Origin of the sequence: Lachnoclostridium sp. An169, from assembly GCF_002160525.1 — a bacterium.
Lineage (GTDB): Bacteria > Bacillota > Clostridia > Lachnospirales > Lachnospiraceae > Mediterraneibacter > Mediterraneibacter cottocaccae.
Genome location: NZ_NFKT01000034.1, coordinates 14962 through 37648 on the forward strand (window position 1 = coordinate 14962; position 22687 = coordinate 37648).

Here is a 22687-nt window from a genome sequence, read left to right on the forward strand (position 1 = left end):
GAGAAAGGAAAAAGAAGCAAAGTACCGGGAGCCGCAGAGGGGCAGCAGGCGTAAAATCTGCGGGGCGGGTTCGATTCCCGCCCGGTGTATTACTGGGAAAATAAAAATCATACCAGATACAAGGAGGACAAGCCATGAAAACATTATCAATCATTAACCTTAAAGGCGGGGTAGCGAAGACCATTTCAAGCGTGAATATGGCACACATACTGGCAGCAGTACACGGTTATAAAGTTCTTCTGATCGACAATGACAAGCAGGGGAACGCCAGTAAGATTCTGAACCGGCACAATTACAGCAGGCCGGGAGTTGCGGAGATCATGACGGATCGCAAGGTTGACATGAATAAAGTTATCCAGAAGACAGATTATGAAGGTCTGGACATTGTGACAGCGAATATGACGCTGCTAAAGGCAAACTTAGAGGTTTTGCTTGATCAGCAGCGCCCACAGCAGATCAGATTTAAAAAGGCGTTGGAGCAGGTGGCAGGGAAATATGACTTCTGTATTATCGACAATGCGCCGGATATCAATATCAGTACGATCAATGCGCTTGTAGCCTCTGATGATGTAATGATACCCGTAACGATAGATGATTTCGCACTGGACGGGCTGGCAGAATTAAAAGAGCAAATCGACAATACAAGGGAAGACTTAAATCCGAATCTGACACTGAAAGGCTGTTTCGTGACACAATTCGACAGTTCCAATGAAGCGGACCGGCAGGGGGAAGAATACCTGCGGAGCATGGCGGAATACCCGGTATTTGAAACCCATATCAGAAGAACACCGAAAATGAAACCCAGTACCTTTGCGCGGGAACCGATCATTTTATATTCAAGCCGCTGCGGAGCCGCACAGGATTATAAAAAACTGGTAGAAGAATACCTGAAAAACTGACCGATTCGGACATATAGGGAGGAAGAACGATGGCAGGAAAATTTAATCTGACAGAACTGTTGAACCAAAGATCAAAGGAAAAAGAAGCAGAGCAGGAAGCCGGAAAACAGGAAGAAAAAATGGAAATTGAATATGTGGACGTTTACGATCTCATACCGTCAAAAGAAAACTTTTACCATGTAGACGAAAGATTAAAGAAGAATATTGAGATCATGGGGCTGTTGCAGCCGATACTTGTAAAAAGGCCGGTAGGCGGAAAATATGAAGTGATCGCAGGACACAGAAGAAGACTGGCGCTCATTGCGCTTGTGGAAGAAGGGAAAGAAAAGTTCCGGCAGGTTCCGTGTGTATTTAAACAGGAAAGCGCCGTGGACAGGCTGGCGCTTATCATGGCAAACGGTTTCAGAGACAAGACAGACTGGGAAAAGATGATAGAAACCGTAGAGACGGAACGCCTGGTTCTGGAACTGAAAAAAGAAAACCAGATCAAAGGAAACACGCGGGAAATGCTGGCAGAGGTTACGGGAGTGACAGAGGCACAGCTTGGCCGGTATAAATCCATATACAACAACCTGATACCGGAACTTCTGGAAGCGTTCAAGAACGACAATATTATTATTTCCGTAGCGGTAGAACTTTGCGGATTACCGGAAGAATGGCAGGAAAAGGCGGCAGAACGTGTCAGAGAAGGAGAAAAACTATCCCTTGCGGACGCAAGGCAGATGAAACGGCAGGAGGAAGAAAGCAGACAGATTCCTGGACAGATGGACATGGACACCTGCATGAATCCGCCGGAAGAGGAAGAAAAAGAAGACAGAGGGCAGCAGGAAGAAGAGAGAAGCCAAAAGAGCGAAGAAGCGTACATAGACCCGCAGCCGGAAGAGATCACATCTCTTTGCTATTCCTGTATGAATTATGAGACTTGCCATGAAAAGAAAGCGACGGTCCGGGAGTGCAACGCATACAAAAACCGCCGGGAAGCACAGAAAACAGAGGAAGAAAGATACAGCGAAGAGCAGGCGGCAATAGACCGGGAGACAGAAAGGAAACTGCGGGAAATGCGGCAGGAAGAAAAGATGAATCATCTTCCTTCCGACCAGGCACAGCCGGAAGAGAAAGTACATGAAGTGAAACTGGCCGCCATGTACTATGACGATGTAAAAGACGGGAAAAAGACATTTGAATTAAGAAAAAATGACCGGAATTACAAGGAAGGGGATAAATTGCATATGCTGGAATTTAAAGACGGCAGGCACACGGGAAGAACAATATCCGCAGATATTGTGTATCTTATGGAAGAGTACACGGGCCTAACAGAAGGGTACTGCATACTGGGAATACGAGTGACGGCGGCAGATTAGGAGGCGCAGGCGTGGGAGTAATGGCAGAAATTATAGAAATATTGGAAAAAGAGAAGATAGACACAGAGAGGGCAACGCCGGAAACGGTGCTTGCCCTTGCGGTGCGTAATGGAAAAGAAAAAGAGGGGCAGGGGGTTAAAAATGAGAAACGATAGAACGGAGGGTAAGGCAATGACGGCAGGGGAAATGAACAGAGAAAAAGTTGTAAAGCTGCTGAAATTATTCCCGGAGATTGATTCAGAAATTTCCGTAAGGCGGGGCATATTAAATGACCTTGAAAGATATTACGATACGAGCGGCGCAATCAATTATGACGGTATGCCGCACGGAATAAACCATATTTCAAACCCGACGGAAAAGACGGCTTTAAATGTGCCGGATTTTGTGCGGAAGGAAATTGAAAAATACACGGCAGAGATCGCAGAACTGCAAAAAGTGAAAGTAGAAATCCTGAAAGAAGTATCACGGCTTTCGCTAAAGCAGAAAAATATTGTTTTCGGTTTCTATTTCCATTCTATGAAATGGGAAAAGGTGGCAAGCCGGACGCATTACAGCGAGAGACAGTGCAAGAATATCAGAGACGCAGCACTGGACAGGCTGTTGTGTTTATTCAGGAAAAATACGGCGCTGACACGGTATGAAATAAAGGAATGAAAGAGTTTGCACGTTATTGCACTTTCTTTCCTGATATAATAGATAAGCAAAACGAAAATACGCGCATTTTTTAAACTTCCGCAAAAATCGGAAGACAGGATTTTAAAAACAAACGAAGAGAGGCGGAGGCATGGGAAGAGCAAGGAACCCGGAAAGGGATAAATCTTTACAACGCTTTCTGGAAAGCGGCGGGAAAATAAGCCTTGATGAACTGGCAGAGGCGGCAGGAGTACCAAAATCCAGAATAAGCAAGTGGAAATCAGAGGATAAATGGACAGAACAATTACGGGGGCGGCCTAAGAAAAAAGGAGGGCAGCCGGGTAATAATAATGCCAGGGGGAGAACCCCGGCGAAGGACGGGAATAAAAACGCCGTTACTCATGGGGCGTACGCAAAAGTGGGGTATGAGGATATACCGCCGGAGAAAGCAGAAGAAATAAAACGCCTGGGAGAAAAGGAAGCAGAGAACGGAGCAGACAGGCTCATGATAGAAGAACTGCAAAGCCTGATGATCAGAAAGGAATATCTTGAAGGACAGCTGAAATTATACACAGCAGAAGAAGTACAGGGAAGCTACTACATAGATAAGGTGGTGCATATGGTAGTGCCAAAGAGTGTAGAAGAGATTGTGCAGGAGCAGGACAGTGGCATAGAAGGACAGCAGGCAGAAGACCCGGAGGGCGGAAAAGAGCGGTTGAAAACTGCAATGAAAACAGTGATCAAGTCCAGCGCCTTTGACCGGGCAATGAAGATAGAGGCAGAGTTGAACAGGCTTCATGGACGCATTATAAAGCAGATCGACAGCATGAAGTCTTATGAAATGGAAAACAGAAGATTGAAACTTGAAGAACGAAAGTATCAATTAGCAAAGCAGAAGCTAACAGGGCAGTATGATATTGACGACGAAACAGGAGAAATCATTGACGAGATCATTGACGACGACTGACCGAAACGCAATCGGGGGATAGGTTCTTTCAGCGATTTTTGACTACTGCGGGTACGGCGACGCCCGACGCTTGCCTAGCCGCAAAATAGATTTTTTCGCTTCCGATTCCCCGGCAAATTTTTTTGTAAGGGGGTGTTTTTTTGAAGTTGTACACGTCGGCTGCCGTTGCAAGGCGACTGGATATGACGGAACGCAATGTAAGAATGTTAAGAGACAAAGGCGTTTTGACGGAGTACAGGCCGGGGCTGTATAACATAGACGAAGCAACGAGGCAGTATATCAATTTTTTGCGCAAGAAGAACCCGGAGGCAGAAGAAAAGGTAGATTACAACACGGAACGGGCAAAATTGGTCAGAGCGAAGAGGGAAGCGCAGGAACTGGAACTGCAAATGAGGAAAAATGAAGTACACACGTCAGAAGACGTGGAACAAGTCATGTCCGATATGCTGATCAGGTTTAAAACGCGGCTGATGGCAATTCCGGCAAAATTAAGCCCGATTATGGCAAAGAAAACAGATCAGACAGACATATTCCAGACGATGAAAACGGCGGTAGATGAAGCATTGGAAGAACTTTCGGACTTCAATACAGCTTTTGGGGAGGAAAGCAAAAAGAATGAGGAATAACACGAAAGCATTATTTGAAAAAATATTCAAAGTATTACAGCCGCCGCCGGACTTAAAATTGTCGGAGTGGGCGGACGAATACAGAAGATTATCTTCCGAAGCGTCGGCAGAGCCGGGAAGGTGGAGAACATCGAAAGCGCCGTATCAACGGGAAATCATGGACGCAATTACAGATATGACGGTAAAAAAGGTTGTGGTAATGTCTGCGGCACAGGTGGGAAAAACCGACGCAATGATTCTAAATCCGATCGGCTATTACATACACTATGAGCCGTCGCCGATCATGGTTCTTCAACCGACAATCCAGATGGCGGAAGCGTTCAGCAAAGACCGCCTTTCCCCGATGATCAGAGATACACCCGTAATAGCAGAACGGATAAACGATAAAAGCAGGACGAGCGGGAACACAATTTTGCAGAAAATATTCCCAGGAGGTCATGTTACGATGGTAGGGGCAAACAGCCCGTCGTCTCTTGCTTCACGTCCGATCAGGATATTGCTTGCGGACGAGATAGACCGATACCCGGCAACGGCGGGTTCAGAAGGAGACCCGCTGTTTCTTGCTGCGAAACGTCTTACAACATTCTGGAACCGCAAAGAAGTTGATGTTTCCACGCCGACAATTAAAGGACTGTCACGGATTGAGGTAGAATACCAGAACAGCAGCCGGGGAGAATGGAACGCGCCGTGTCCGTGCTGCGGGGAATTGCAGCCGTTAAAATGGGCGAATGTGGTTTTTGACAAGGACAATCTGAATGAAATAAATTATGTCTGCGAAAAATGCGGAGCAATTTCAAGTGAAGTGGAGTGGAAAGAAGGGTTCAAAAACGGAAGGTTTGTGCATGAGGACCCGGAAAATCCGGTAAAAGGTTTCCACCTGAACACGCTTGCTTCCACTCTGGCTACATGGCGTGAGGTTGTGGAAAAATTCCTTGTGGCAAACGAGGAAAAGAAGAAGGGGAACATTGAACTTCTGAAAGTGTGGACAAATACAGAACTGGGGGAAACATGGGAGGAAGACGGGGAGCAGGTAGAGGAAGACGAACTGATCAAGAGAAGGGAAAAATACAACTGCGAAGTGCCGGAGGAAGTATTGTATCTGACGGCAGGGGTTGACACGCAGGACGATCGTTTTGAAATCGAAGTTGTGGGATGGGGTCCAGAGTATGAAAGCTGGGGTATAAAATACGCCGTTCTTTACGGAGATAACAGCGATTTGGAAAAGCAGGTATGGAAAGACCTTGATACCTTTCTGGCACAGTCATTTGAAAAGCCGGACGGAACAAAAATGAAAATTACTTGTACCTGTATCGACAGTGGAGGACACCGGGCGAATCAGGTATATAAATTCTGCAAGAAGCGGTTCAACAGAAAAGTATTTGCAATCAGAGGTTCCAATGACAGTACGGCGGCGTATATCCAGAAACCGACGAAAAACAACCGGGAGCAGGCATATCTTTTCACACTGGGAGTTGATACAGGAAAATCATTGTTACTGCAACGGTTAAAGGTTGAGGAAGAAGGACCGGGATATTGTCACTTTCCAAAAGACGAACAGGGAAAGCCATACTCCCCGCGGGGATATGATGAAAAGTTTTTTGCAGGAATTACGGCTGAAAAGCAGGTTTTGACATATCGGAAAGGAAGGCCGGTATTTGAATGGAGACTGCGGGATTTAGGACAGCATAAAAGAAACGAGGCGCTGGATTGCCGGAACTATGCGACGGCGGCGATTGAAATTACCGGGCTGCCGCTGAAAAAACCAGAGCCGGAAGAAAGTAAGCCGACAGCGGCAAGGAAAAGAAAAAGAAGAATTAACAGAGGAGGCGTTATTTAATGGCAGGAATTAACAAAGAGACAGCGCAAAAACATTTAGACGCATGGCTTGAAGCAGAAATGGCGATTACGACAGGGCAAAGCTACACGATAGGAAGCAGAGTTCTTACGCGTGCCAATTTAACAGAGGTCAGAAACGCCATAACATACTGGGAAGATAAAGTAAAAAAGATTGAGAACATAGAAAAGAACGGCGGAAGAAATAAGATCAGGCGGGTTGTGCCGCGGGATTTATAAAAAGATTGCCCGGAATTGCCCGTTTTGCCTGTTTACTTCCCCCTATTGCCCGAAAAATAATGATAATATATAAACTGCGAAAAGTAGGAAGAAGCACCTGGAAGGGTGCTTTTTTCACGCCAAAAAGCAGGAAGGAGGCGAAAGGTTGAACGGACTTGCAAAAGCGATTGACAGGGCGATTGCAGCGGTAGCGCCGCAAGTGGCACTGAAAAGAACTGCCGCACGTCATAAGATGGAAATTCTGAACAGCGGTTACAGCCATTACGGGGCAAGCACTTATAAAAAGTCGCTGATCGGCTGGAATTATGCGGGAGGGTCCGCCAGAGAAGATATAAACGACAATCTTTCTGTTTTGCGGCAGAGGTCGCGTGATTTGTACATGGGAGTACCGATTGCGACAGGGGCAGTAAAGACAATGCGGACAAATGTTGTAGGGCGGGGATTGATGTTAAAGCCAACAATCGACGCGGAGGCATTAGGAATCAGCCCGGAAGACGCAAGGGAACTGGAAAAGAAAATATCGAAAGAATGGGCTTTATGGGCGGAAAGCCCGGATTGCGATATGGCAAGGCTTGACAATTTTTACGAATTGCAGCAGCTGGCGTTTTTGAACTGGCTTGCGTCAGGAGATTGCCTTGCGCTGTTGCCAGTAAAGCAGAGGATAAATCAGCCATACGATCTTAGAATACAGCTGATCGAAGCGGACCGGCTGTCAAGCCCACATAACTATGATACCTATGATAATCAGATTGTCGGAGGCGTTGAGGTAGATAAGGACGGCGAAGTGATCGCATATCACTTTTCAAAGCACCACCCGCTTTCTTATGCAGACGAACAGTACGAATGGCAGCGGGTAGAGGCGTACGGGAAAAAGACCGGGAGAAGAAACGTCCTGCACCTGATGAACCGGGAACGTATTGACCAGAGAAGAGGCGTTCCGTTCCTTGCACCAGTCATTGAATCCCTAAAGCAAATGGGAAGATACACAGACGCTGAACTTGTGGCAGCGGTTGTATCTGGAATGTTTACGGTATTTATCGAGAAAGAGAATAACAGTGATGATGAACCGATCGGAAGCGCCATACCAGAGGAAGTGCAGATAGACGCAGAAGACGAAACGACGCTTGAACTTGCGCCGGGAGCAATTCTTGACCTGGGAGAAGGGGAAAAGGCAAACGCAATCAATCCCGGAAGACCAAACGCAAATTTTAGCGGGTTCGTGGAAGCAATCTGCCAGCAGATCGGAGCAGCGCTAGAAATACCATATGAACTACTTGTGAAGCGGTTTACAAGTAGCTATACAGCCAGCCGTGGCGCACTGGAAGAAGCGTGGAAGATGTTCCGAATGTACCGGACGTGGCTTGCAACGGATTTTTGTCAGCCGATCTATGAAGAGTGGCTTTCGGAGGCGGTGGCGAAAGGGAGGATTTCAGCACCGGGATTTTTCAGTGACCCGCTTAGAAGGAAAGCATATTGCCGCGCACAGTGGAACGGACCGGCAAGAGGGCTTTTGAATCCGGTTCAGGAAGTGAACGCAGCGGCAACAAGGGTTGAAAATGGATTTTCAACAAGAAGCAATGAAACTATGGAAATGGCAGGGGGCGACTTCTTCACGAACTGCGAACAGTTACGGCAGGAAGAAGCGGCATTAAAGGAGGTAAAGGACATTGCCAGCAAACAGAAACAATCAGGGCAGCAGGAACCAGAACCAGAGCCGGGAAATGGAAAACAGCGACCAGACCAACGGGAAGGGGAACCCATTCGGAGTGACGGAAAATAAGTTCTGGAATTTCATTCCCGCAACCGGAACAAAGCCGCCGGAACTTTTGCTATACGGAGCGATCAGCAGCCGGGAAAGCTGGTGGGAAGACAGGGTAACACCTGCGGCGTTTAACAGGGAACTTGAAGAACTGGGAGACGTACCGGAAATTATTGTCAGAATCAATTCGGGAGGCGGAGACGTATTTGCCGCCAATGCGATCTATACAAGGTTAAAGGACCATTCCGCAAAAATCACAGTAAAAATTGACGGATGGGCCGCTTCCGCCGCCACAATTATTGCAATGGCAGGGGATACCATAAAGATTGCCAGGAACGGTGTTTTTATGATACATGACCCGGCAATGACGGTATGGGATACCTTCCGGGCAGAAGACTTTGAGAAGATGGCGGAAGAACTGAAAGTCATAAAACAGTCGATTGTAAACACATATACCATGAAAACAGGAAAGCCGGAGCAGGAAATTTCAGACCTGATGGCAGAAGAAAAATGGTGGACAGGAGACGAAGCTGTTGAAAATGGATTTTGCGATGAACTTATGTTTGAGGAAAGCAGCACGGTTATAGAAAATGCCAGCAGGATTGTTGTAAATGCCGTGCCTATTGATATTTCGCAGTTCAGAACAGTACCGAAAGCGTTGTTAAACAGCCCGAATCATACGGGAGGTATAACAAATAAAAAGCCAGAAGAAAAGGAGGAAAAGCAGATGGAACCGAAAAACACAAACCCTGCGATCACAACAGAAGACGCATTAAAAGCCGCATACCCTGATCTTGTGGCAAAGATTGAAAATGCGGCAAGAGCAGAGGAAAGACAGAGAATCAAGGCAATCAAGGATATGGCCCCAAACGGGTATGAAAGTATTGTAGAAGACGCAATGTTTGAAAATCCGATCAGTGCGGAAGCCGTAGCAGTAAAGATCATTGCACAGCAGAAACAGCAGGGAGGGGTATACCTGGCAAACAGAAAAGAAGACGCAGAGGACAGCGGCGTGAATAAAGTCGGCGCTGCGGCGGCAGTGACGGGAGCAGAGGAAGAGGACCCGTTTAATGCTGCGATTGATAAATTATTCCCGGAAAAGTAAGGAGGTAGGAAGCAATGTATGAGATCGAAACAAGAAGCCATGAACCCGTGAATTTGTTTGCAGGGGATTTCCCGACGGTCACGGAAGAAGGAGTGGCAGGGGCGGCAATCGCAGAAAGAACACCTGTAACGAAAGATTCAAACGGGAAAATTGTTGCAGTAGCGCCAGCAGGAGCAGGAGGAACACCGCCTGCGACAACGGGAGACGTGATCGGAATTACTGCGGCGACAGCCGAAAAAGACGGACCGGTTGTGTACTATCTCACGGGAGAATTTTTTGCAGACGCAATCAATCTTCCGGAGGGAATTGAAATTGCCGACATTAAAGACCCGCTTAGAAAAATTTCAATCTTTTTAAGATAAGGAGGAAGAAAGATAATGCCAAACGAAGTAAGCATTTACGAACCGCGGACAATGGGAAGGATTGTAACAAAACTTCCGCCCGTGAGAACTTTTTTTAGAGACACATTTTTCAGACATGAAGAAACATTCAACACAAAGTCAGTTGATGTTGATTTCGTAAAAGGAACAAGAAAGGTTGCGCCGTTCGTACACCGGGTAATTGGCGGAAAAACCGTACCAAACACAGGGCATGAAACGAAGACATACACGCCGCCACTGGTAGCGCCGGACAAGATCACAACGGTTGACGATCTGCTGACAAGAAGACCGGGAGAAAGCCTTGTGTCAGGAAGAAGCCCAGCAGAACGCGCAGTTCTGAAAATGTCAGACGATTTCAGAGAACTCAGAGACATGATTTCACGAAGAGAAGAACTCATGTGCGTTCAGTCTATTTTCACGGGGAAAATTCCGATCATCGGAGAAGGACTGAACGAGGAAATTGATTTCGGTTTCACAAATACAGAGACAATCTCAGCAGCAACAAAGAAATGGAGCAACGCGGGTTCTGACCCGATCGCAGACCTGAAACGCTGGCACAAGCAGGTACAGAAGACCGGCTTCACAAACTGTAATGCCTGCGTTATGGCGGATGATGTTGCAACTGCTTTTGTGGGGCATGAAAAAGTACAGAAAGTGCTTGATGTAAGAAACTACAATCTTGCAGTAATTCAGCCGAGACAGCTTCCGAATGGCGTTACTTACGTCGGAACTATCCACGAGTTGGGGCTTGACATTTATACATACAATGAGTGGTATCTTGACGACTGGACAGAACCGGCGACACCGGAAGAAAAACCGCTTGTGCCGGACGGTATGCTTGCACTGTTAAGCACTAACGCAAATTATTCCATGTATTACGGAGCAATCACACTGATCAACGAGGAGACAAAAGAGTTCACAACTGTTGAAGGAAAATATGTACCTGATACATGGGTAAAGAGAAAACCGGCAAGACGGTTCTTGCAGTTACAGTCAGCGCCGCTTTCCGTACCGCATGACGTTGACAGCTGGTTCACGGCAAAGGTGCTGTGATGGATTTTAAGGCGCAGATCATAAAAGACCTTAAAGTTTTCAACAATCCAGCAGAGTTCGCGGCAATGGTCAATATGTGGTATGACGGGAAAACCTATACAATACCAGCCGTCATTGACCATGAAGCGGCAGAAGAAAGGAAAAGGCTGAAAGATGATCACGCAGAAGGGATAAACAGCATAGAAGCGCTATTATATATCTCTCATGCTGATTTAGGTTTTGTTCCAAAACGAGGAATGGAGATAGAACTTGAAGAAGCAGGAGCCGTAAACGTCTATACGATCGCAAAAAGCGAATACGAAGACGGGGAAATCATTCTGGAACTGGGGGCGTATGCTGAATGATCGAAATAACAGCAGAAGCGGTGGAAAGAGTGGAAGCGATATTGGCAGGAGTGCCAAAAGGAGCAGAACGCGCGTTGTCGAACGCAATTAACCGCGGAATTTCCAGAGTTAAAACGGGAGCCGTAAAAAGGGTAAAAGAAATATACACGGTACAGACCGGTGCTTTCAACGAAGCGACGAGAATAAGAGTAAACAAAGCCAGCACGGGAAACCTTGTTGGTTTTGTTTCTTTTGCCGGGTACAAGATTCCGTTGTACAAATTCAAAGTAACGCCGACAGCACCGGGGGTAAAGAAACAGGTACGGGCGGCAGTGATGAAAGGAGGAATGACACCTTATGAAGACGCTTTTATTGCACAGATGGGGAGCGGACATATTGGAGTATTTGAACGAACTGGCGCTCAGGGAATTGCAAGCAGATTAGCAAGAGCGAAGAAGCCGAACAAACACACTGAAACAATAAAAGAGATACCGGGATTAGCAGCGGCGCAGATGGTAGGAAATGCGAAGGTTATTGAAACTCTGGAAGAAGAAGCGCAGCAACTTGTCAATCAGCGATTAGAAAATGAAATAGACCGGCTGTTGAGCGGTTACGGAGGTTAAGAGCATGACACCTATTATTTTATTGGACCGGCTGGAAGAATTTGTAAAAAAGGTCACGGGAGATATTAAGCTGCAAGTGAAAGTCAGAAATTTGAACCCGGAAGAAGAAAAGGAACGCGCGGCGAACGTGTACAAAATGAGGCTTCCAAAAAAAGAAGATCAGGTTCAACAGATTCCATACATCCTTTTACAGTTCATCAATGGAAAGGACGACAAAAAGGAAAAGGAACCGGAAGAAAGCATGTGCGCCGTCAGGATTGTAGTTGCAACATATTCGGAAGATGGCGGACAGGGGGCATATGACCTTCTGAACGTGATATTGAGAATACGGAGCGAACTTGAAAAGGCGGGAATTATAGGAGGACAGTTTGTGCTTCAAAAACCGCTGGAATATATCGTATATCCAGACAGCACAGAGCCTTATTACTTAGGAGAAATGATCACAAACTGGTCAATACCAACAATCAAAAGGGAGGTAGAAGAAATATGGCAGTAAGAAGCGCGCAGAAAGCCGCAGAAACGGAGGAAAAGGCAAAAGCCGAGAATACCACGGTAAAAGCGGAAAAAGCCGAAACTGGGGCGGATAAGAAGGCGGAGGGAGCGGAAAAAGCAACGCTGGTTTATATCGGCCCGCAGCTTCCGAAAGGAAAGCTGAAAACAAATAAAATCATGATCGGAACAGAAGAGGAAATTAAAGCAGAACTCAAAGAGGTGCTGTCAGAATATCCGTTAGTTGAAAAAATGCTTGTTCCGGTTGAACAGCTGGCAGAAAAGAAAGACCGCGCAAAAACGCCGGGAAATATCATGAACAAATATTATTCAGATATTATGGCGACGATCGCGGCGAATGAAGCAAAGGAGGCATAAAAGATGGCAACAGTTACACATGGCATAGGAACATCTAAGCAGGCAACGAGCGTATCAACGCCGAACGTAGCAGCCAGCGGGATTGTTTTTGCCGTAGGAGCCGCACCGGTCCAGACCGTTGGCGGGAAAGTAAATGAAGTGATTATGGCGAACTCATACGAAGAGGCCGTATCTGCTCTGGGATATTCTGACGACTGGGAGAAATACGGACTTTGCGAAGTCGTGTACACAATGTTTCAGTTGTACCAGCAGTCGCCAGTCTTCCTTGTGAATGTACTGGACCCGGCGAAGCACAAGAAGCAAACAACAGAAAGCTATACACCGGAAAATAACCAGATCAGACTTCCGCTTGAAGCGATCGCAAGCAGTATAAATATTGCAGAAAAAACAGCGGGCGAAGATTATGAAGTGTTTTACGACGAAACGGCTTGCGTAATTGAGTTCGCGGAAGACGTGACGACGGAAACGTCAGTAACGTTCGACGAAGTGGACACAACAAAACTGGCAAAAGCCGACGTGATCGGAGGATATGAGGTTTCGACACACAAGAACAAAGGGCTTGAACTGATCGACGACGTTTTCGCGAAATACACAGAAGCGCCCGACCTCATTATTTGTCCGAATTGGTCAAAAGACAGCGAGGTTGCGGCTGTAATGTCGGCAAAAGCAGAGAACATCAACGGGATGTTTGAGGCACACGCAATCATTGACGTTGACACAGCGGCGACGGGAGGCGCGACATATTATTCGGACGTTCCGGCGTGGAAGAAGTCAAAGAATATTATGAAAGCAAACGAATTACTGTGCTTCCCAAAACTGAAACTGGGAGATAGAGCGTTCAACTATTCTTCACAGCTTGCCGGACTGATCGCACAGACGGACAACACGGAAGCGCTGGGAGGAGGAACGCCGTGTGAAAGCGCGTCGAATAAAACTTTGCAGGCAGATAGCATGGTTCTGGAAGATGGAACAGAAGTTGTTCTGGATATTCAGAAAGCGAATTATCTGAATGACAACGGAGTAATTACAGCGCTGAACTTCTATAATGGCTGGGTAAGCTGGGGGAACTGGTCAGCTTGCTATCCGGCAAATACAGACCCGGTAGACTACTTCTACTGCATTTCAAGAATGTTCAAATGGGTTGCGAAAACAGTAACTCTTTCCTACTGGAATTATGTTGACAGAAAACTTACAAGAAGACTGATCGACACAATTTTACAGGGAGTAAACGACTGGCTGAACAGCCTGACAGCAGAAGAAATCATTCTGGGCGGAAGGGTAGAAATGAGAGAGGACGAAAACACAACAACCTCACTCATGGCAGGAAAAGTGAAATTCCATGTATACATTACGCCGCCGTCTCCGATGGTGCAGATGGAGTACACGCTGGAATACGACGTGTCTTATCTGCAAAATTTACTGGCAGCATAAAGGAGGGATAAAAAATGCCGAAAATAGATGAGATTATCACTAATTACGCGGTGTACGAAGACGCGACAGAGTATCTTGGAACGTCGGAAGTAACGCTGCCGGAGATCACAAACCTTGCGGAAGAGATCAGCGGGGCCGGTATCGCAGGAAATGTAGAGGCTGTAATTATCGGTCATATCGAAGCTATGACGCTGACACTGAATTTCAGGACAGTTACAGAAAACACAATCAAGCTGGCGGAACCCAGAGTTCACAAGCTTGACCTGAGAGCGGCACAGCAGGAGCAGAACACAAGGACAGGGCAGACGGAAGTTAGATCGGTAAAGCATATCTTAAAAGTGCGTCCGAAAAAACTTGCGCCCGGAAAACTTGCAGCCGCTTCCGCGTCTGATGCTAACGGCGAGTACGCTGTTACATATTACGCAATCTATATTGACGGAAAGAAGAAACTGGAAATTGACCAGCTGAACTACATTTTCTATGTCAATGGAAAAGATTACTTGAGCGAGGTCCGCAAGGCGTTAGGGAAATAATAAAAACTCTTGACTTTTGTCCGTACATATACTATGATTTATGTACGGACAAAAGAAAGGAGGATAATAGAAGTGTCGCCGAGAACAGGAAGACCAACTGAAGATCCCAAAAGCAAACGCTTTGAGTTGCGAATATCGGAGCGGGAAAATGAAATGCTTGAGTTCTGCATAAAGGAAACAGGCATGAGCCGAGCGGATATTATCAGGCGCGGAATTGAGTTGGTGTACAGAGAAATAACAAAAAAATAAAGAAACGGCGCGCCGTCCAAAGCAAACACCGTTTCTTTAACCAGAAGTTTCTTTCCGCAGTATATTTTATCACGGAAGGACGCTTCTTTCAACAATTTTAGAAAGGAGAACGTCTAATGGAGATTAAGCACATTCGGGAAAAAGAGGCAAGAGAAATGTACAGTGATTATTACCTGACAGCGGGGGCAGACAAATTCTACATAAGAGAAACACTTGCATTGAATTTATACAATAGTTATACAATGGGATTCACAGAAATAGCGAAGATTATATGCAAACGTGAATTAGTAAAACTTTTGGGTATTTGCGCCGCTTGGTACAAAGGGAAAATAAATAATGATACGTATGTAAATGAATTGATAAGATTCAAGGTAAAAAAGAGAAAATTTAAAAATGCCAAAACGAATTGATTTAACAGGAAAGCAATTTAATTTCCTAAGAGTGATTGAATATTCTGGAAATACAAGACACGGAGAAGCGTTATGGCTGTGTGAATGCAAATGCGGAACGAGAAAAAACATACCGGGAAGCAAAATAAGAAAGGGAGAAATTAAAAGCTGCGGTTGCATGAAAAAAGAATTATCAGGAATAGCAAACGTAAAGCACGGAATGAAGAAAACACGCATTTACAGGATATGGCAAGGAATTAAACAGAGAACAACAAATCCAAATAATGGAGAGTTTTCAGAGTACGGAGGAAGAGGGGTTGATATTTGTGTAGAATGGGCAAATAGTTTTGAGAGTTTCAAGCAGTGGTCTTTCGAAAATGGATATTCTGACAATTTAACGATAGACAGAATAAACAATCAAAAAGGTTATTACCCTGAAAATTGTAGATGGATAACTATAAAAGATAATTGCAGAAACAAAAGAAATAATCTCCGTCTAACACTTAAAGGAGAGACAAAAACAATAGCAGAATGGGCAGAGATTACAGGAATAAATAAAGCAACTTTACGAAATAGAATTATAAAAATGGGATGGAGTGCAGAAAAAGCACTAACAACAAAAGTTGGAAATCAGAACAAAAAGCAACCGTGAAAGGTTGCTTTTTTAATACAAAAAAGGAGGAATAGAACATGGAAAACATGAACAAAACAGCACAGGGAACCGCAGAGATCGTGGAAACACAGGTTTCGGAAGAAATCACAAAGGCACAGGAAACCGGAACTGTTGACATGGGAAGCAAACCGGAAAAAGAAAACGAAGGAAGCCTGAATTATACGCACCACTTCAAGAACCCGGTTGAGATCGAGGGAAAACAGTACAAATCAATGACTTTTTACTTTGAACGGCTGACAGGAGAAGACATTGAGGCGATCGAGGCGGAGTTACAGGACCAGAACAAGTATGTTCTTACGCCGGAGATTTCTTCAACGTTTCAGAGTATGCTTGCGGCGAGGGCAGCAGGCGTGGCAGCGGATGAAATCAGAAGACTTCCGATGCGTGACTACATGAAGATTAAGAATAAGGCAAGGGATTTTTTAATGGCTGCGGGCTATTAAAAATAAATCCCGCACAATATATACGGAAACAGGCTTACAGAATGGCAAGGGCTTCACATACACCCGTTCCATACTGGCTGTCACTTCCCGTCCGAAGCTTCTTCCGCTGGATAAATGCGGCGAATGAAGTAGAAAAAGAGGACGAGGCGGAAAGAAAAAGGCTGGTTAAGAAAACGTAGGGAGGTGGGAGAACTTGGCAGGGTCGCGAAAGGAATTTGAGTTACTTTTTCAGCTGAAAGCGTCGCTTGGACCGAATTTCAACAGTACATTCAAAAAAGCAGTAGAGACACAGAAACAGCTTCAAGAAAGTGTTAAAAACGTAAATTCCTTACAGTCTAAAGTAGATGGTTATACTAAGACTTCAACAGCGATAGATCAGCAGCGGGAAAAACTGGCAAGACTGCAAACAACACATGAAGAACTGTCGCAGAAAATCCAGAAACATAAGGGCTACGTAGAACAGCTTAAAAAGAAAATGGAAGAAACCGGGGACGCTTCCGGGGAATTAGAAGTACAGCTGATCAGAGAAAAAAACGAAGTTGATAATACCACCGAAAAGCTGAAAAAGAATGAAAGCCAGATACGACAGACCACTGCCAGAATATCAGATCAGGAAGCAAAGCTGGACAGCTTGGGGGCAGAACTGCGGCAGGCAGGAGTTGACACGGATAATTTAGGAGAATCAAACAACCGCCTGAAAAAATCCTATGATCAGCTGAAAAACTCACAAGAACAGCTTGCAAGGCTGAATACAGAACAAGCAAAAATTAAAGAAAGCATTTCAGGTACGAAGTCACAGCTGACGGGAACCGTGGCGACGATTGCCGCAATGGGAGCGGCTATCTATGCAGGTCCAGTTAAAGCCGCCATGAGTTTTGAAAGCAACATGGCAGAGGTCGCAAAGGTTGTGGACTGGCTGAAAGACGATACCGGGGCGATTACAAAAGAGTACACAGAGTTAAAGAACGAAATTCTTGACCTAAGTACAAAAATCCCTATGACGGCGCAGGAAATCTCACAGATTATGGCCGCCGCCGGACAAAGCAATGTTGCCGCAACAAACGCCGAACTTGTGAAGTTCACGGAAGACGCGGCGAAAATGGGGATTGCCTTTGATATATCAGCAGAACAGGCCGGAGAGTGGATGGCGAAATGGCGAACATCGTTTAAGATGTCGCAGGAAGAAGTTATCACGCTTGCGGACCAGATCAACTACTTAGGAAATACTTCTGCGGCGGGCGCGTCGGAAATATCAGCTATTGTAACGAAGATCGGTCCGCTGGGAGAAGTGGCCGGTCTATGTTCCGGGGAAATCGCAGCGCTTGGCGCAAGTCTTGTGGCGGTTGGCGTAAACGAAGATGTGGCGGCAACCGGAATCAAAAAGGTCATGACAACCATGACGGCAGGTTCAGCGGTCACGGAACGTCAAAAAGCCGTCCTGGACAGTCTGGGGCTGTCAGCTACGGAACTTGCACAGCGTATGCAGACGGACGCACAGGGGGCGATTCTGGACTTCCTGAAAGCGGTACAAAGACTGCCGGAAGCAGAACAGGCGGCAGCACTGAAAAACTATTTCGGGGAAGAAGCAGTGGCGGCGATTGCGCCATTGCTTACAAACCTTCCGTACCTGGAAGAGCAATTCAGGAAGGTCGGAGACGCTTCCCTGTATGCTGGAAGTATGCAGGGAGAATATGCGGCAAGAGCGGACACGACAGAAAATAAAGTACAGCTTGCGAAAAACGCAATACAGAACCTTGTCATAACGCTTGGAGACGTATTCCTTCCGGTAGTCGGAGAAGCGGCGGAAAAGCTGACGGAGATCATCACGAAGATTGCCGACTTTGCGAGGGAAAACCCGGAACTTGTAAAGACCATAACAAAAGTCGTTGGCTCTTTAATGCTGTTGAGGACGGCGGGGCTTGTCGGGAAACTTGGATTCCTGGAAATACAGAGCGGAGTAAAGACCGTACAGAAGATACTGGCGCTCTTTAAGGGAAACACGGCGGCGGCAGCGGCAACAAGCGTAGGACTTGGAACAAAACTGCGGACCGTTGGAAGCGGAATACTGACATACTTCAAAAACGTAGGCGGCGCGATGAAAGGCGTTGTTACTGCGGTAGGAAACGCCTTGTCAGGAAACGTCATTGTTTCTAAAATATCCGGTTTCGTAAGTTCCATAGCCGGAACGCTGTCAGCAGGGTTCAGCGGACTTGCCGGGAAACTGGCGGGAGTGGTTACGGGGGCAGGTTCTAAACTTGTAACCTTATTTCTGAATCCGTTTACGAACATAGGCGGGAAACTTGCCGGGGCGCTTTCTGGACTTGGCGGAATTATCGCAAGGTCGCCGCTGGGAACGATAGGAACTTTTATTGCTTCTGGATTCAGCAAGATCGGAACTTTATTTGCGCCGATTGGGAAACTTCTGACAACGGCGCTTGGACCGCTGGGTAAACTAGGAACAACCTTGTTAGGTCCGTTGGGAGGAATCGCCGGAAAATTCCTTCCAGTAGTCGGAGTGATAACCGCAGTTATTACAGCGGTACAGCTTTTAAGACAGAACTTTGATCAAGTCAGAAACGCAATCGGAAATATTTTCGGAGAAACCGGACTTGCTATTTTCGATAAAATCGTACAGATTGTAACGAATGTCGGGGAGACAATCAAGAACGTTTTTTCCGATGGGAATTTAGGCGCGGCGAGAGACAAGATCAATGAGATTTTCGGGGAAAGAGGCGTAGCAGTCTTTGACACATTTGCGGGCGTGTTCCAGAAAGTAGTAAGCGCCGCAGGCGAGTTTGTCAATTTTGTTACGGCGAATATCGTACCCGTGGTTGAACAGGTACTTAATTTACTTGTGACAACCATTATTCCGGGAATTATCAGCGGAATACAGGCGGCAGCGCCAGTGATCATGCAGATTTTCCAGTCAATCGCTGACTTTATCGGGGGTATTATCCCGATCATAGGAAGTTTTATAGCCGGAATTATGCCGATCATCAGCCAGGTAATCACATTCCTGCAAACGTATGTACTTCCAGTGATAAGCCAGATTTTCAATTTTATTGTATCAACCGTGCTTCCATTCATAGCACAGGGAATACAGCAGGTAGGCTCTATCATAACGACAGTATTACAGGCGGTGCTTCCGATTGTACAGACTGTATTTCAAACGATATGGAGCATAATTCAGCCGATTTTGCAGCAGATTTTATCTACAGTTCAGGCGGTGCTTCCGAATGTGCTTCAAATTTTCCGAACTGTATTCACTACAATCGGTTCATTGGTGCAGTCTATAACGCAGATTTTCTCCGGGCTGATACAGTTCATACAGGGCGTATTTACCGGGAATTGGTCGGCTGCCTGGAACGGAATCAAAAACGTCTTCCAGGGCGCTTGGGATGGGCTGGTTTCAATCGCAAAAGGCGTGATAAACGGCGTGATCGGCGTTGTAAACAGCGCAATTTCAGCACTGAACAGTATAAGGATTCCTGATTGGGTTCCGGTTGTCGGCGGAAAAGGTATCAATATCCCGACATTGCCGACATTTGCAAAGGGAACCAAAAATACGCCGGACACCTTTATTGCAGGAGAAAAAGGCCCAGAGTTGATCACAAATGCGCCGGGAAGAGTGGTTTACACGGCGCAGCAGACGAAGAATATTTTCCGGGCGCAAAACGCAGCCGCAAAAGCGGCGGAAGCAGCAACGGCGGCAAATGTCACAAATATAACCACAAACAATACAAACCAGAACGGGCCGGGAGTGCTGAATACATATAACAGTACCATGAAACCGCCGATTGTGGAGCAGCCGCCGGAAGTCGTGCGGACTGCCGGACAGGGAGGCGGAACGACGGAGATCAACATAAACAACAGCCCAACGGTAATTGTGAACGGAGATCAGCCGGACGATCTGGAAGAAAAACTGGAAGCAAACAACCGAAAACTGTTACAGGAGGTAGAAGACCTTCTGGACAAAAAAGAAGATGATGAAAGGCGGTCACGGTATGAGTAAGAAAACCTATACGACGGTATCAGGGGATATGTGGGATAAGATCGCATATGAACAGATGGGGTCTGTCCTGCACACTGACAAATTGATTCAAGCAAATATCGACTATGCCGCCCTCTTCATCCTTCCGGCCGGGATAGAATTATCTATCCCGGAACTGGAAGAGGAAGAGAATATGGAACTTCCACCGTGGAAAAGGGGGCTGCTGATATGAGCGACAAGAACCTTGCAAGGCGCGTGGAATTACGGCTGACATTTAAAAACGTCGATGTGCCGGAAGACTTAAACCTGCATTTGGTAAGTGCCAGTTACACGGACGAGGAAGAAGACAGCACAGACGATTTTCAGTTATCCTATGACGACAGAGAAAGGAACCTGCTGGGGGAATGGCTGGTTATAAAACCGACATTTGTAAAAACAACGAAGCAGGTAACAAAACAGGTAAAAAAGACCATATCAAAAGAAAATGTGGTCAATTATGTTGTAAAAAGGGGCGATACCTTATGGGCGATCGCTACAAGATACTTGGGAGCGGGAACAAAATACCCGCAGATTGCACAGGAAAATAATATACCTAACCCGGATTTGATCTATCCAGGGCAGGTGTTCAAAATAACAATCGGGAAAAAGACGGAGACAATTACAGAAAACGTAACGGAGACGGTGGAGACAATGGAACGGGTAAGGAACCCGAAACTTGTTTCTGCCGTTTTGGTTCAGAAAAATTGGAACGATACAGGAAAAGACGTGACGCTTGACTGCGGAACATTTGAGATTGACAGTATAGACGCGTCGGGTCCGCCCACAAAAGTTTCTGTCAAAAGCACGTCAATTCCGTACACTTCCGCCCTGCGGATAGAAAAGAAATCGAGGGCATGGGAGAAAATAACGCTGAAAGCGATCGGACAGCAGATTGCAAAGGAAGCAGGGCTGCAACTCATGTATGAAGGAACAAATAACCCGACATACAGGAGGAAAGAGCAGGTTCAAATTTCAGATATTAAGTTCCTGCAAAAGTTATGTAAGGCGGCAGGAATGGCACTGAAAGTAACGGCAATGATGATTGTTATTTATGACGCTGCGGAATATGACGATAAACCGGCCGTAAGAACCTTTGAATACGGGAGCAGCGACATTATTTCTTATAAACTGGGAACAAGCCTGACAGATACGGCATATACAAGCTGTCATGTGTCATATACGGACCCGGACACCAAAGAAACCATAGAATATACATACACGCCGGACAGCAACACAGGAACCGGGCAGACGCTTGAAGTCAATGAGAAAGTAACAAGCACGGAAGAAGCAAAAGAACTGGCAAAGAAGAGGTTAAGGGAAAAGAACACGCAGGAATATACAGCCAGTTTAAAGGTGGTCGGAGACGTTTCGCTTGTGGCAGGCGTAACCGTGAAGCTGAAAGGATTTCAGATTTTCGACAGAAAATATAAGGTCACACAGGCGAAACACAGTTTGATAGGGAGCGGCTACACGGTGGATTTATCATTGAAACAGGTATTGGAGGGGTATTGATGGCAGACCTTACAGAATTAAAAAACATTGTCAGGAAAGGAATTGTCCAGAGCGTAGACACAGGAGCCATGAAAGCCCGCGTAAAGTTCCCGGATAAAGGCGGAATTATATCAGGAGATTTACATATTCTGGCAAGACCGCGGGCGGTTGTTCCGGGAGGAAATGACAGGTCGGGAAACAGGACGGCAGGAACAAGCCTGACATATGATAAAAACGATACCGCAAGAACAGAAAGTCACAGCCATGCGGCATATATTACAAACTGGACGCCAACAGTAGGAAGTATGGTGCTTTGCCTGATGATACCGGACGGAGACGGGGAAGGGTACATTCTGGGAGGGATACAGTAATGGCAAAAATCGGAAGTTTTGGAGAACTTGCCTTTTCCGTATCTGATCAGACGGTAAGAACATTTGATGGTATGAGTTGGAATATCTCCGGGAAATATTCCACACATGACAGGCATTTAAAATCAGACCTTCAGGAGTTTTTAGGACCAGAGCCGGAAGACATTTCTTTTTCTATGGTTTTTTCCGTGTTTCTGGGAGTAAACCCATTGACGGAGATTGAACGCCTGCGGTCATATGTCAAAACAGGAAGAACGGAAAGGCTGATCATAGGAGGAAGGGTCTACGGCGATTATAAATGGGTAATACAGAAAATCAGCGCAGAACTACAGAGGTTCGACGGGAAAGGGAACCTATGGGCGGCGCAGGTAAAAGTAACGCTGAAAGAATATCCGAAAAGGTAGGGTGGTA

Annotated in this window: 26 protein-coding genes and 1 tRNA gene; all 27 read left to right on the plus strand. The window is 46.1% G+C overall.

Annotated elements, in window-relative coordinates; translation table 11 throughout:
* Nucleotides 1-21: 21 nt before the first annotated feature.
* The 27 genes from B5F07_RS22685 to B5F07_RS18440 all read left to right on the plus strand — a co-directional run bounded on the left by B5F07_RS22685 (nt 22) and on the right by B5F07_RS18440 (nt 22680).
* Nucleotides 22-89 (plus strand) — tRNA-Leu (locus tag B5F07_RS22685).
* 45 nt (nt 90-134) lie between these two features.
* The gene (locus tag B5F07_RS18320) at nt 135-899 is read left to right on the plus strand and encodes a ParA family protein (protein WP_087162658.1); all 765 of its coding nucleotides are present in this window, start codon (nt 135-137) and stop codon (nt 897-899) included.
* 29 nt (nt 900-928) lie between these two features.
* Nucleotides 929-2260 (plus strand): ParB/RepB/Spo0J family partition protein, encoded by a 1332-nt coding sequence (locus B5F07_RS18325; protein ID WP_242972586.1) that lies wholly within the window; start codon nt 929-931, stop codon nt 2258-2260.
* A gap of 11 nt (nt 2261-2271) precedes the next feature.
* Complete coding sequence (locus B5F07_RS22890) at nt 2272-2415, plus strand: hypothetical protein (RefSeq protein WP_191404312.1); 144 nt, start codon at nt 2272-2274, stop codon at nt 2413-2415.
* Nucleotides 2402-2914: a sigma-70 family RNA polymerase sigma factor gene (locus B5F07_RS18330; RefSeq protein ID WP_242972587.1), complete on the plus strand. Its 513-nt coding sequence runs from the start codon at nt 2402-2404 to the stop codon at nt 2912-2914. The genes B5F07_RS22890 and B5F07_RS18330 overlap by 14 nt, the downstream gene beginning before the upstream one ends.
* Nucleotides 2915-3044: 130 nt before the next feature.
* Complete coding sequence (locus B5F07_RS18335; protein WP_087162659.1) at nt 3045-3860, plus strand: phage terminase small subunit-related protein; 816 nt, start codon at nt 3045-3047, stop codon at nt 3858-3860.
* Nucleotides 3861-4000: 140 nt separating this feature from the next.
* Nucleotides 4001-4486, plus strand: coding sequence for a hypothetical protein (locus B5F07_RS18340; RefSeq protein WP_087162660.1), 486 nt, complete (start codon nt 4001-4003; stop codon nt 4484-4486).
* A complete protein-coding gene (locus tag B5F07_RS18345) occupies nt 4476-6323 on the plus strand; it encodes a phage terminase large subunit family protein (protein ID WP_087162661.1) in 1848 nt (615 codons plus the stop codon). Before B5F07_RS18340 ends, B5F07_RS18345 begins: the two co-directional genes overlap by 11 nt.
* Nucleotides 6323-6559 carry a DUF6148 family protein gene (locus B5F07_RS18350; RefSeq protein WP_087162662.1) on the plus strand — a complete coding sequence of 79 codons (237 nt, stop codon included), beginning with the start codon at nt 6323-6325 and terminating at the stop codon, nt 6557-6559. The genes B5F07_RS18345 and B5F07_RS18350 overlap by 1 nt, the downstream gene beginning before the upstream one ends.
* Nucleotides 6560-6704: 145 nt before the next feature.
* Entirely contained in the window at nt 6705-8339 is a 1635-nt protein-coding gene (locus B5F07_RS18355) for a phage portal protein (RefSeq protein WP_087162663.1), read from the plus strand.
* Nucleotides 8227-9423: a head maturation protease, ClpP-related gene (locus B5F07_RS18360; protein ID WP_242972588.1), complete on the plus strand. Its 1197-nt coding sequence runs from the start codon at nt 8227-8229 to the stop codon at nt 9421-9423. Before B5F07_RS18355 ends, B5F07_RS18360 begins: the two co-directional genes overlap by 113 nt.
* Nucleotides 9424-9437: 14 nt before the next feature.
* Nucleotides 9438-9785: a hypothetical protein gene (locus tag B5F07_RS18365; protein WP_087162664.1), complete on the plus strand. Its 348-nt coding sequence runs from the start codon at nt 9438-9440 to the stop codon at nt 9783-9785.
* Nucleotides 9786-9800: 15 nt separating this feature from the next.
* Nucleotides 9801-10856: a major capsid protein gene (locus tag B5F07_RS18370; protein WP_087162665.1), complete on the plus strand. Its 1056-nt coding sequence runs from the start codon at nt 9801-9803 to the stop codon at nt 10854-10856.
* The gene (locus B5F07_RS18375) at nt 10856-11200 is read left to right on the plus strand and encodes a hypothetical protein (RefSeq protein WP_087162666.1); all 345 of its coding nucleotides are present in this window, start codon (nt 10856-10858) and stop codon (nt 11198-11200) included. Before B5F07_RS18370 ends, B5F07_RS18375 begins: the two co-directional genes overlap by 1 nt.
* On the plus strand, nt 11197-11802 hold the full coding sequence (locus tag B5F07_RS18380; protein ID WP_087162667.1) for a hypothetical protein: 606 nt from the start codon (nt 11197-11199) through the stop codon (nt 11800-11802). Before B5F07_RS18375 ends, B5F07_RS18380 begins: the two co-directional genes overlap by 4 nt.
* 4 nt (nt 11803-11806) lie before the next feature.
* Nucleotides 11807-12298, plus strand: a complete 492-nt coding sequence (locus tag B5F07_RS18385) for a hypothetical protein (protein WP_087162668.1) — start codon at nt 11807-11809, stop codon at nt 12296-12298.
* Nucleotides 12289-12669 carry a hypothetical protein gene (locus tag B5F07_RS18390; protein WP_087162669.1) on the plus strand — a complete coding sequence of 127 codons (381 nt, stop codon included), beginning with the start codon at nt 12289-12291 and terminating at the stop codon, nt 12667-12669. The genes B5F07_RS18385 and B5F07_RS18390 overlap by 10 nt, the downstream gene beginning before the upstream one ends.
* 3 nt (nt 12670-12672) lie before the next feature.
* Nucleotides 12673-14100 carry a phage tail sheath family protein gene (locus B5F07_RS18395; protein WP_087162670.1) on the plus strand — a complete coding sequence of 476 codons (1428 nt, stop codon included), beginning with the start codon at nt 12673-12675 and terminating at the stop codon, nt 14098-14100.
* Between the two features lie 14 nt (nt 14101-14114).
* A complete protein-coding gene (locus B5F07_RS18400; RefSeq protein WP_087162671.1) occupies nt 14115-14633 on the plus strand; it encodes a phage major tail tube protein in 519 nt (172 codons plus the stop codon).
* A 365-nt stretch (nt 14634-14998) separates the two neighbouring features.
* Complete coding sequence (locus B5F07_RS18405; protein WP_087162672.1) at nt 14999-15292, plus strand: hypothetical protein; 294 nt, start codon at nt 14999-15001, stop codon at nt 15290-15292.
* Nucleotides 15276-15923: a hypothetical protein gene (locus B5F07_RS18410; RefSeq protein ID WP_087162673.1), complete on the plus strand. Its 648-nt coding sequence runs from the start codon at nt 15276-15278 to the stop codon at nt 15921-15923. The genes B5F07_RS18405 and B5F07_RS18410 overlap by 17 nt, the downstream gene beginning before the upstream one ends.
* A gap of 38 nt (nt 15924-15961) precedes the next feature.
* Nucleotides 15962-16387, plus strand: a complete 426-nt coding sequence (locus B5F07_RS18415; RefSeq protein WP_087162674.1) for a phage tail assembly protein — start codon at nt 15962-15964, stop codon at nt 16385-16387.
* A gap of 193 nt (nt 16388-16580) precedes the next feature.
* Nucleotides 16581-20399, plus strand: coding sequence for a phage tail tape measure protein (locus B5F07_RS18420; RefSeq protein WP_087162675.1), 3819 nt, complete (start codon nt 16581-16583; stop codon nt 20397-20399).
* Nucleotides 20392-20610, plus strand: a complete 219-nt coding sequence (locus B5F07_RS18425; protein WP_087162676.1) for a tail protein X — start codon at nt 20392-20394, stop codon at nt 20608-20610. Before B5F07_RS18420 ends, B5F07_RS18425 begins: the two co-directional genes overlap by 8 nt.
* On the plus strand, nt 20607-21929 hold the full coding sequence (locus B5F07_RS18430) for a LysM peptidoglycan-binding domain-containing protein (RefSeq protein WP_087162677.1): 1323 nt from the start codon (nt 20607-20609) through the stop codon (nt 21927-21929). Before B5F07_RS18425 ends, B5F07_RS18430 begins: the two co-directional genes overlap by 4 nt.
* Complete coding sequence (locus B5F07_RS18435) at nt 21929-22279, plus strand: hypothetical protein (protein WP_087162678.1); 351 nt, start codon at nt 21929-21931, stop codon at nt 22277-22279. Before B5F07_RS18430 ends, B5F07_RS18435 begins: the two co-directional genes overlap by 1 nt.
* Entirely contained in the window at nt 22279-22680 is a 402-nt protein-coding gene (locus B5F07_RS18440; protein WP_087162679.1) for a phage tail protein, read from the plus strand. Before B5F07_RS18435 ends, B5F07_RS18440 begins: the two co-directional genes overlap by 1 nt.
* Nucleotides 22681-22687: the final 7 nt, after the last annotated feature.

What these genes read in the sequence shown, in the direction of transcription:
- B5F07_RS18320 (WP_087162658.1), top strand. Translation starts at nt 135, where the DNA reads ATGAAAACATTATCAATCATTAACCTTAAAGGCGGGGTAGCGAAGACC.
- B5F07_RS18325 (WP_242972586.1), top strand. Translation starts at nt 929, where the DNA reads ATGGCAGGAAAATTTAATCTGACAGAACTGTTGAACCAAAGATCAAAG.
- B5F07_RS18330 (WP_242972587.1), top strand. Translation starts at nt 2,402, where the DNA reads ATGAGAAACGATAGAACGGAGGGTAAGGCAATGACGGCAGGGGAAATG.
- B5F07_RS18335 (WP_087162659.1), top strand. Translation starts at nt 3,045, where the DNA reads ATGGGAAGAGCAAGGAACCCGGAAAGGGATAAATCTTTACAACGCTTT.
- B5F07_RS18345 (WP_087162661.1), top strand. Translation starts at nt 4,476, where the DNA reads ATGAGGAATAACACGAAAGCATTATTTGAAAAAATATTCAAAGTATTA.
- B5F07_RS18350 (WP_087162662.1), top strand. Translation starts at nt 6,323, where the DNA reads ATGGCAGGAATTAACAAAGAGACAGCGCAAAAACATTTAGACGCATGG.
- B5F07_RS18365 (WP_087162664.1), top strand. Translation starts at nt 9,438, where the DNA reads ATGTATGAGATCGAAACAAGAAGCCATGAACCCGTGAATTTGTTTGCA.
- B5F07_RS18370 (WP_087162665.1), top strand. Translation starts at nt 9,801, where the DNA reads ATGCCAAACGAAGTAAGCATTTACGAACCGCGGACAATGGGAAGGATT.
- B5F07_RS18375 (WP_087162666.1), top strand. Translation starts at nt 10,856, where the DNA reads ATGGATTTTAAGGCGCAGATCATAAAAGACCTTAAAGTTTTCAACAAT.
- B5F07_RS18380 (WP_087162667.1), top strand. Translation starts at nt 11,197, where the DNA reads ATGATCGAAATAACAGCAGAAGCGGTGGAAAGAGTGGAAGCGATATTG.
- B5F07_RS18385 (WP_087162668.1), top strand. Translation starts at nt 11,807, where the DNA reads ATGACACCTATTATTTTATTGGACCGGCTGGAAGAATTTGTAAAAAAG.
- B5F07_RS18390 (WP_087162669.1), top strand. Translation starts at nt 12,289, where the DNA reads ATGGCAGTAAGAAGCGCGCAGAAAGCCGCAGAAACGGAGGAAAAGGCA.
- B5F07_RS18395 (WP_087162670.1), top strand. Translation starts at nt 12,673, where the DNA reads ATGGCAACAGTTACACATGGCATAGGAACATCTAAGCAGGCAACGAGC.
- B5F07_RS18400 (WP_087162671.1), top strand. Translation starts at nt 14,115, where the DNA reads ATGCCGAAAATAGATGAGATTATCACTAATTACGCGGTGTACGAAGAC.
- B5F07_RS18405 (WP_087162672.1), top strand. Translation starts at nt 14,999, where the DNA reads ATGGAGATTAAGCACATTCGGGAAAAAGAGGCAAGAGAAATGTACAGT.
- B5F07_RS18410 (WP_087162673.1), top strand. Translation starts at nt 15,276, where the DNA reads ATGCCAAAACGAATTGATTTAACAGGAAAGCAATTTAATTTCCTAAGA.
- B5F07_RS18415 (WP_087162674.1), top strand. Translation starts at nt 15,962, where the DNA reads ATGGAAAACATGAACAAAACAGCACAGGGAACCGCAGAGATCGTGGAA.
- B5F07_RS18425 (WP_087162676.1), top strand. Translation starts at nt 20,392, where the DNA reads ATGAGTAAGAAAACCTATACGACGGTATCAGGGGATATGTGGGATAAG.
- B5F07_RS18430 (WP_087162677.1), top strand. Translation starts at nt 20,607, where the DNA reads ATGAGCGACAAGAACCTTGCAAGGCGCGTGGAATTACGGCTGACATTT.
- B5F07_RS18435 (WP_087162678.1), top strand. Translation starts at nt 21,929, where the DNA reads ATGGCAGACCTTACAGAATTAAAAAACATTGTCAGGAAAGGAATTGTC.
- B5F07_RS18440 (WP_087162679.1), top strand. Translation starts at nt 22,279, where the DNA reads ATGGCAAAAATCGGAAGTTTTGGAGAACTTGCCTTTTCCGTATCTGAT.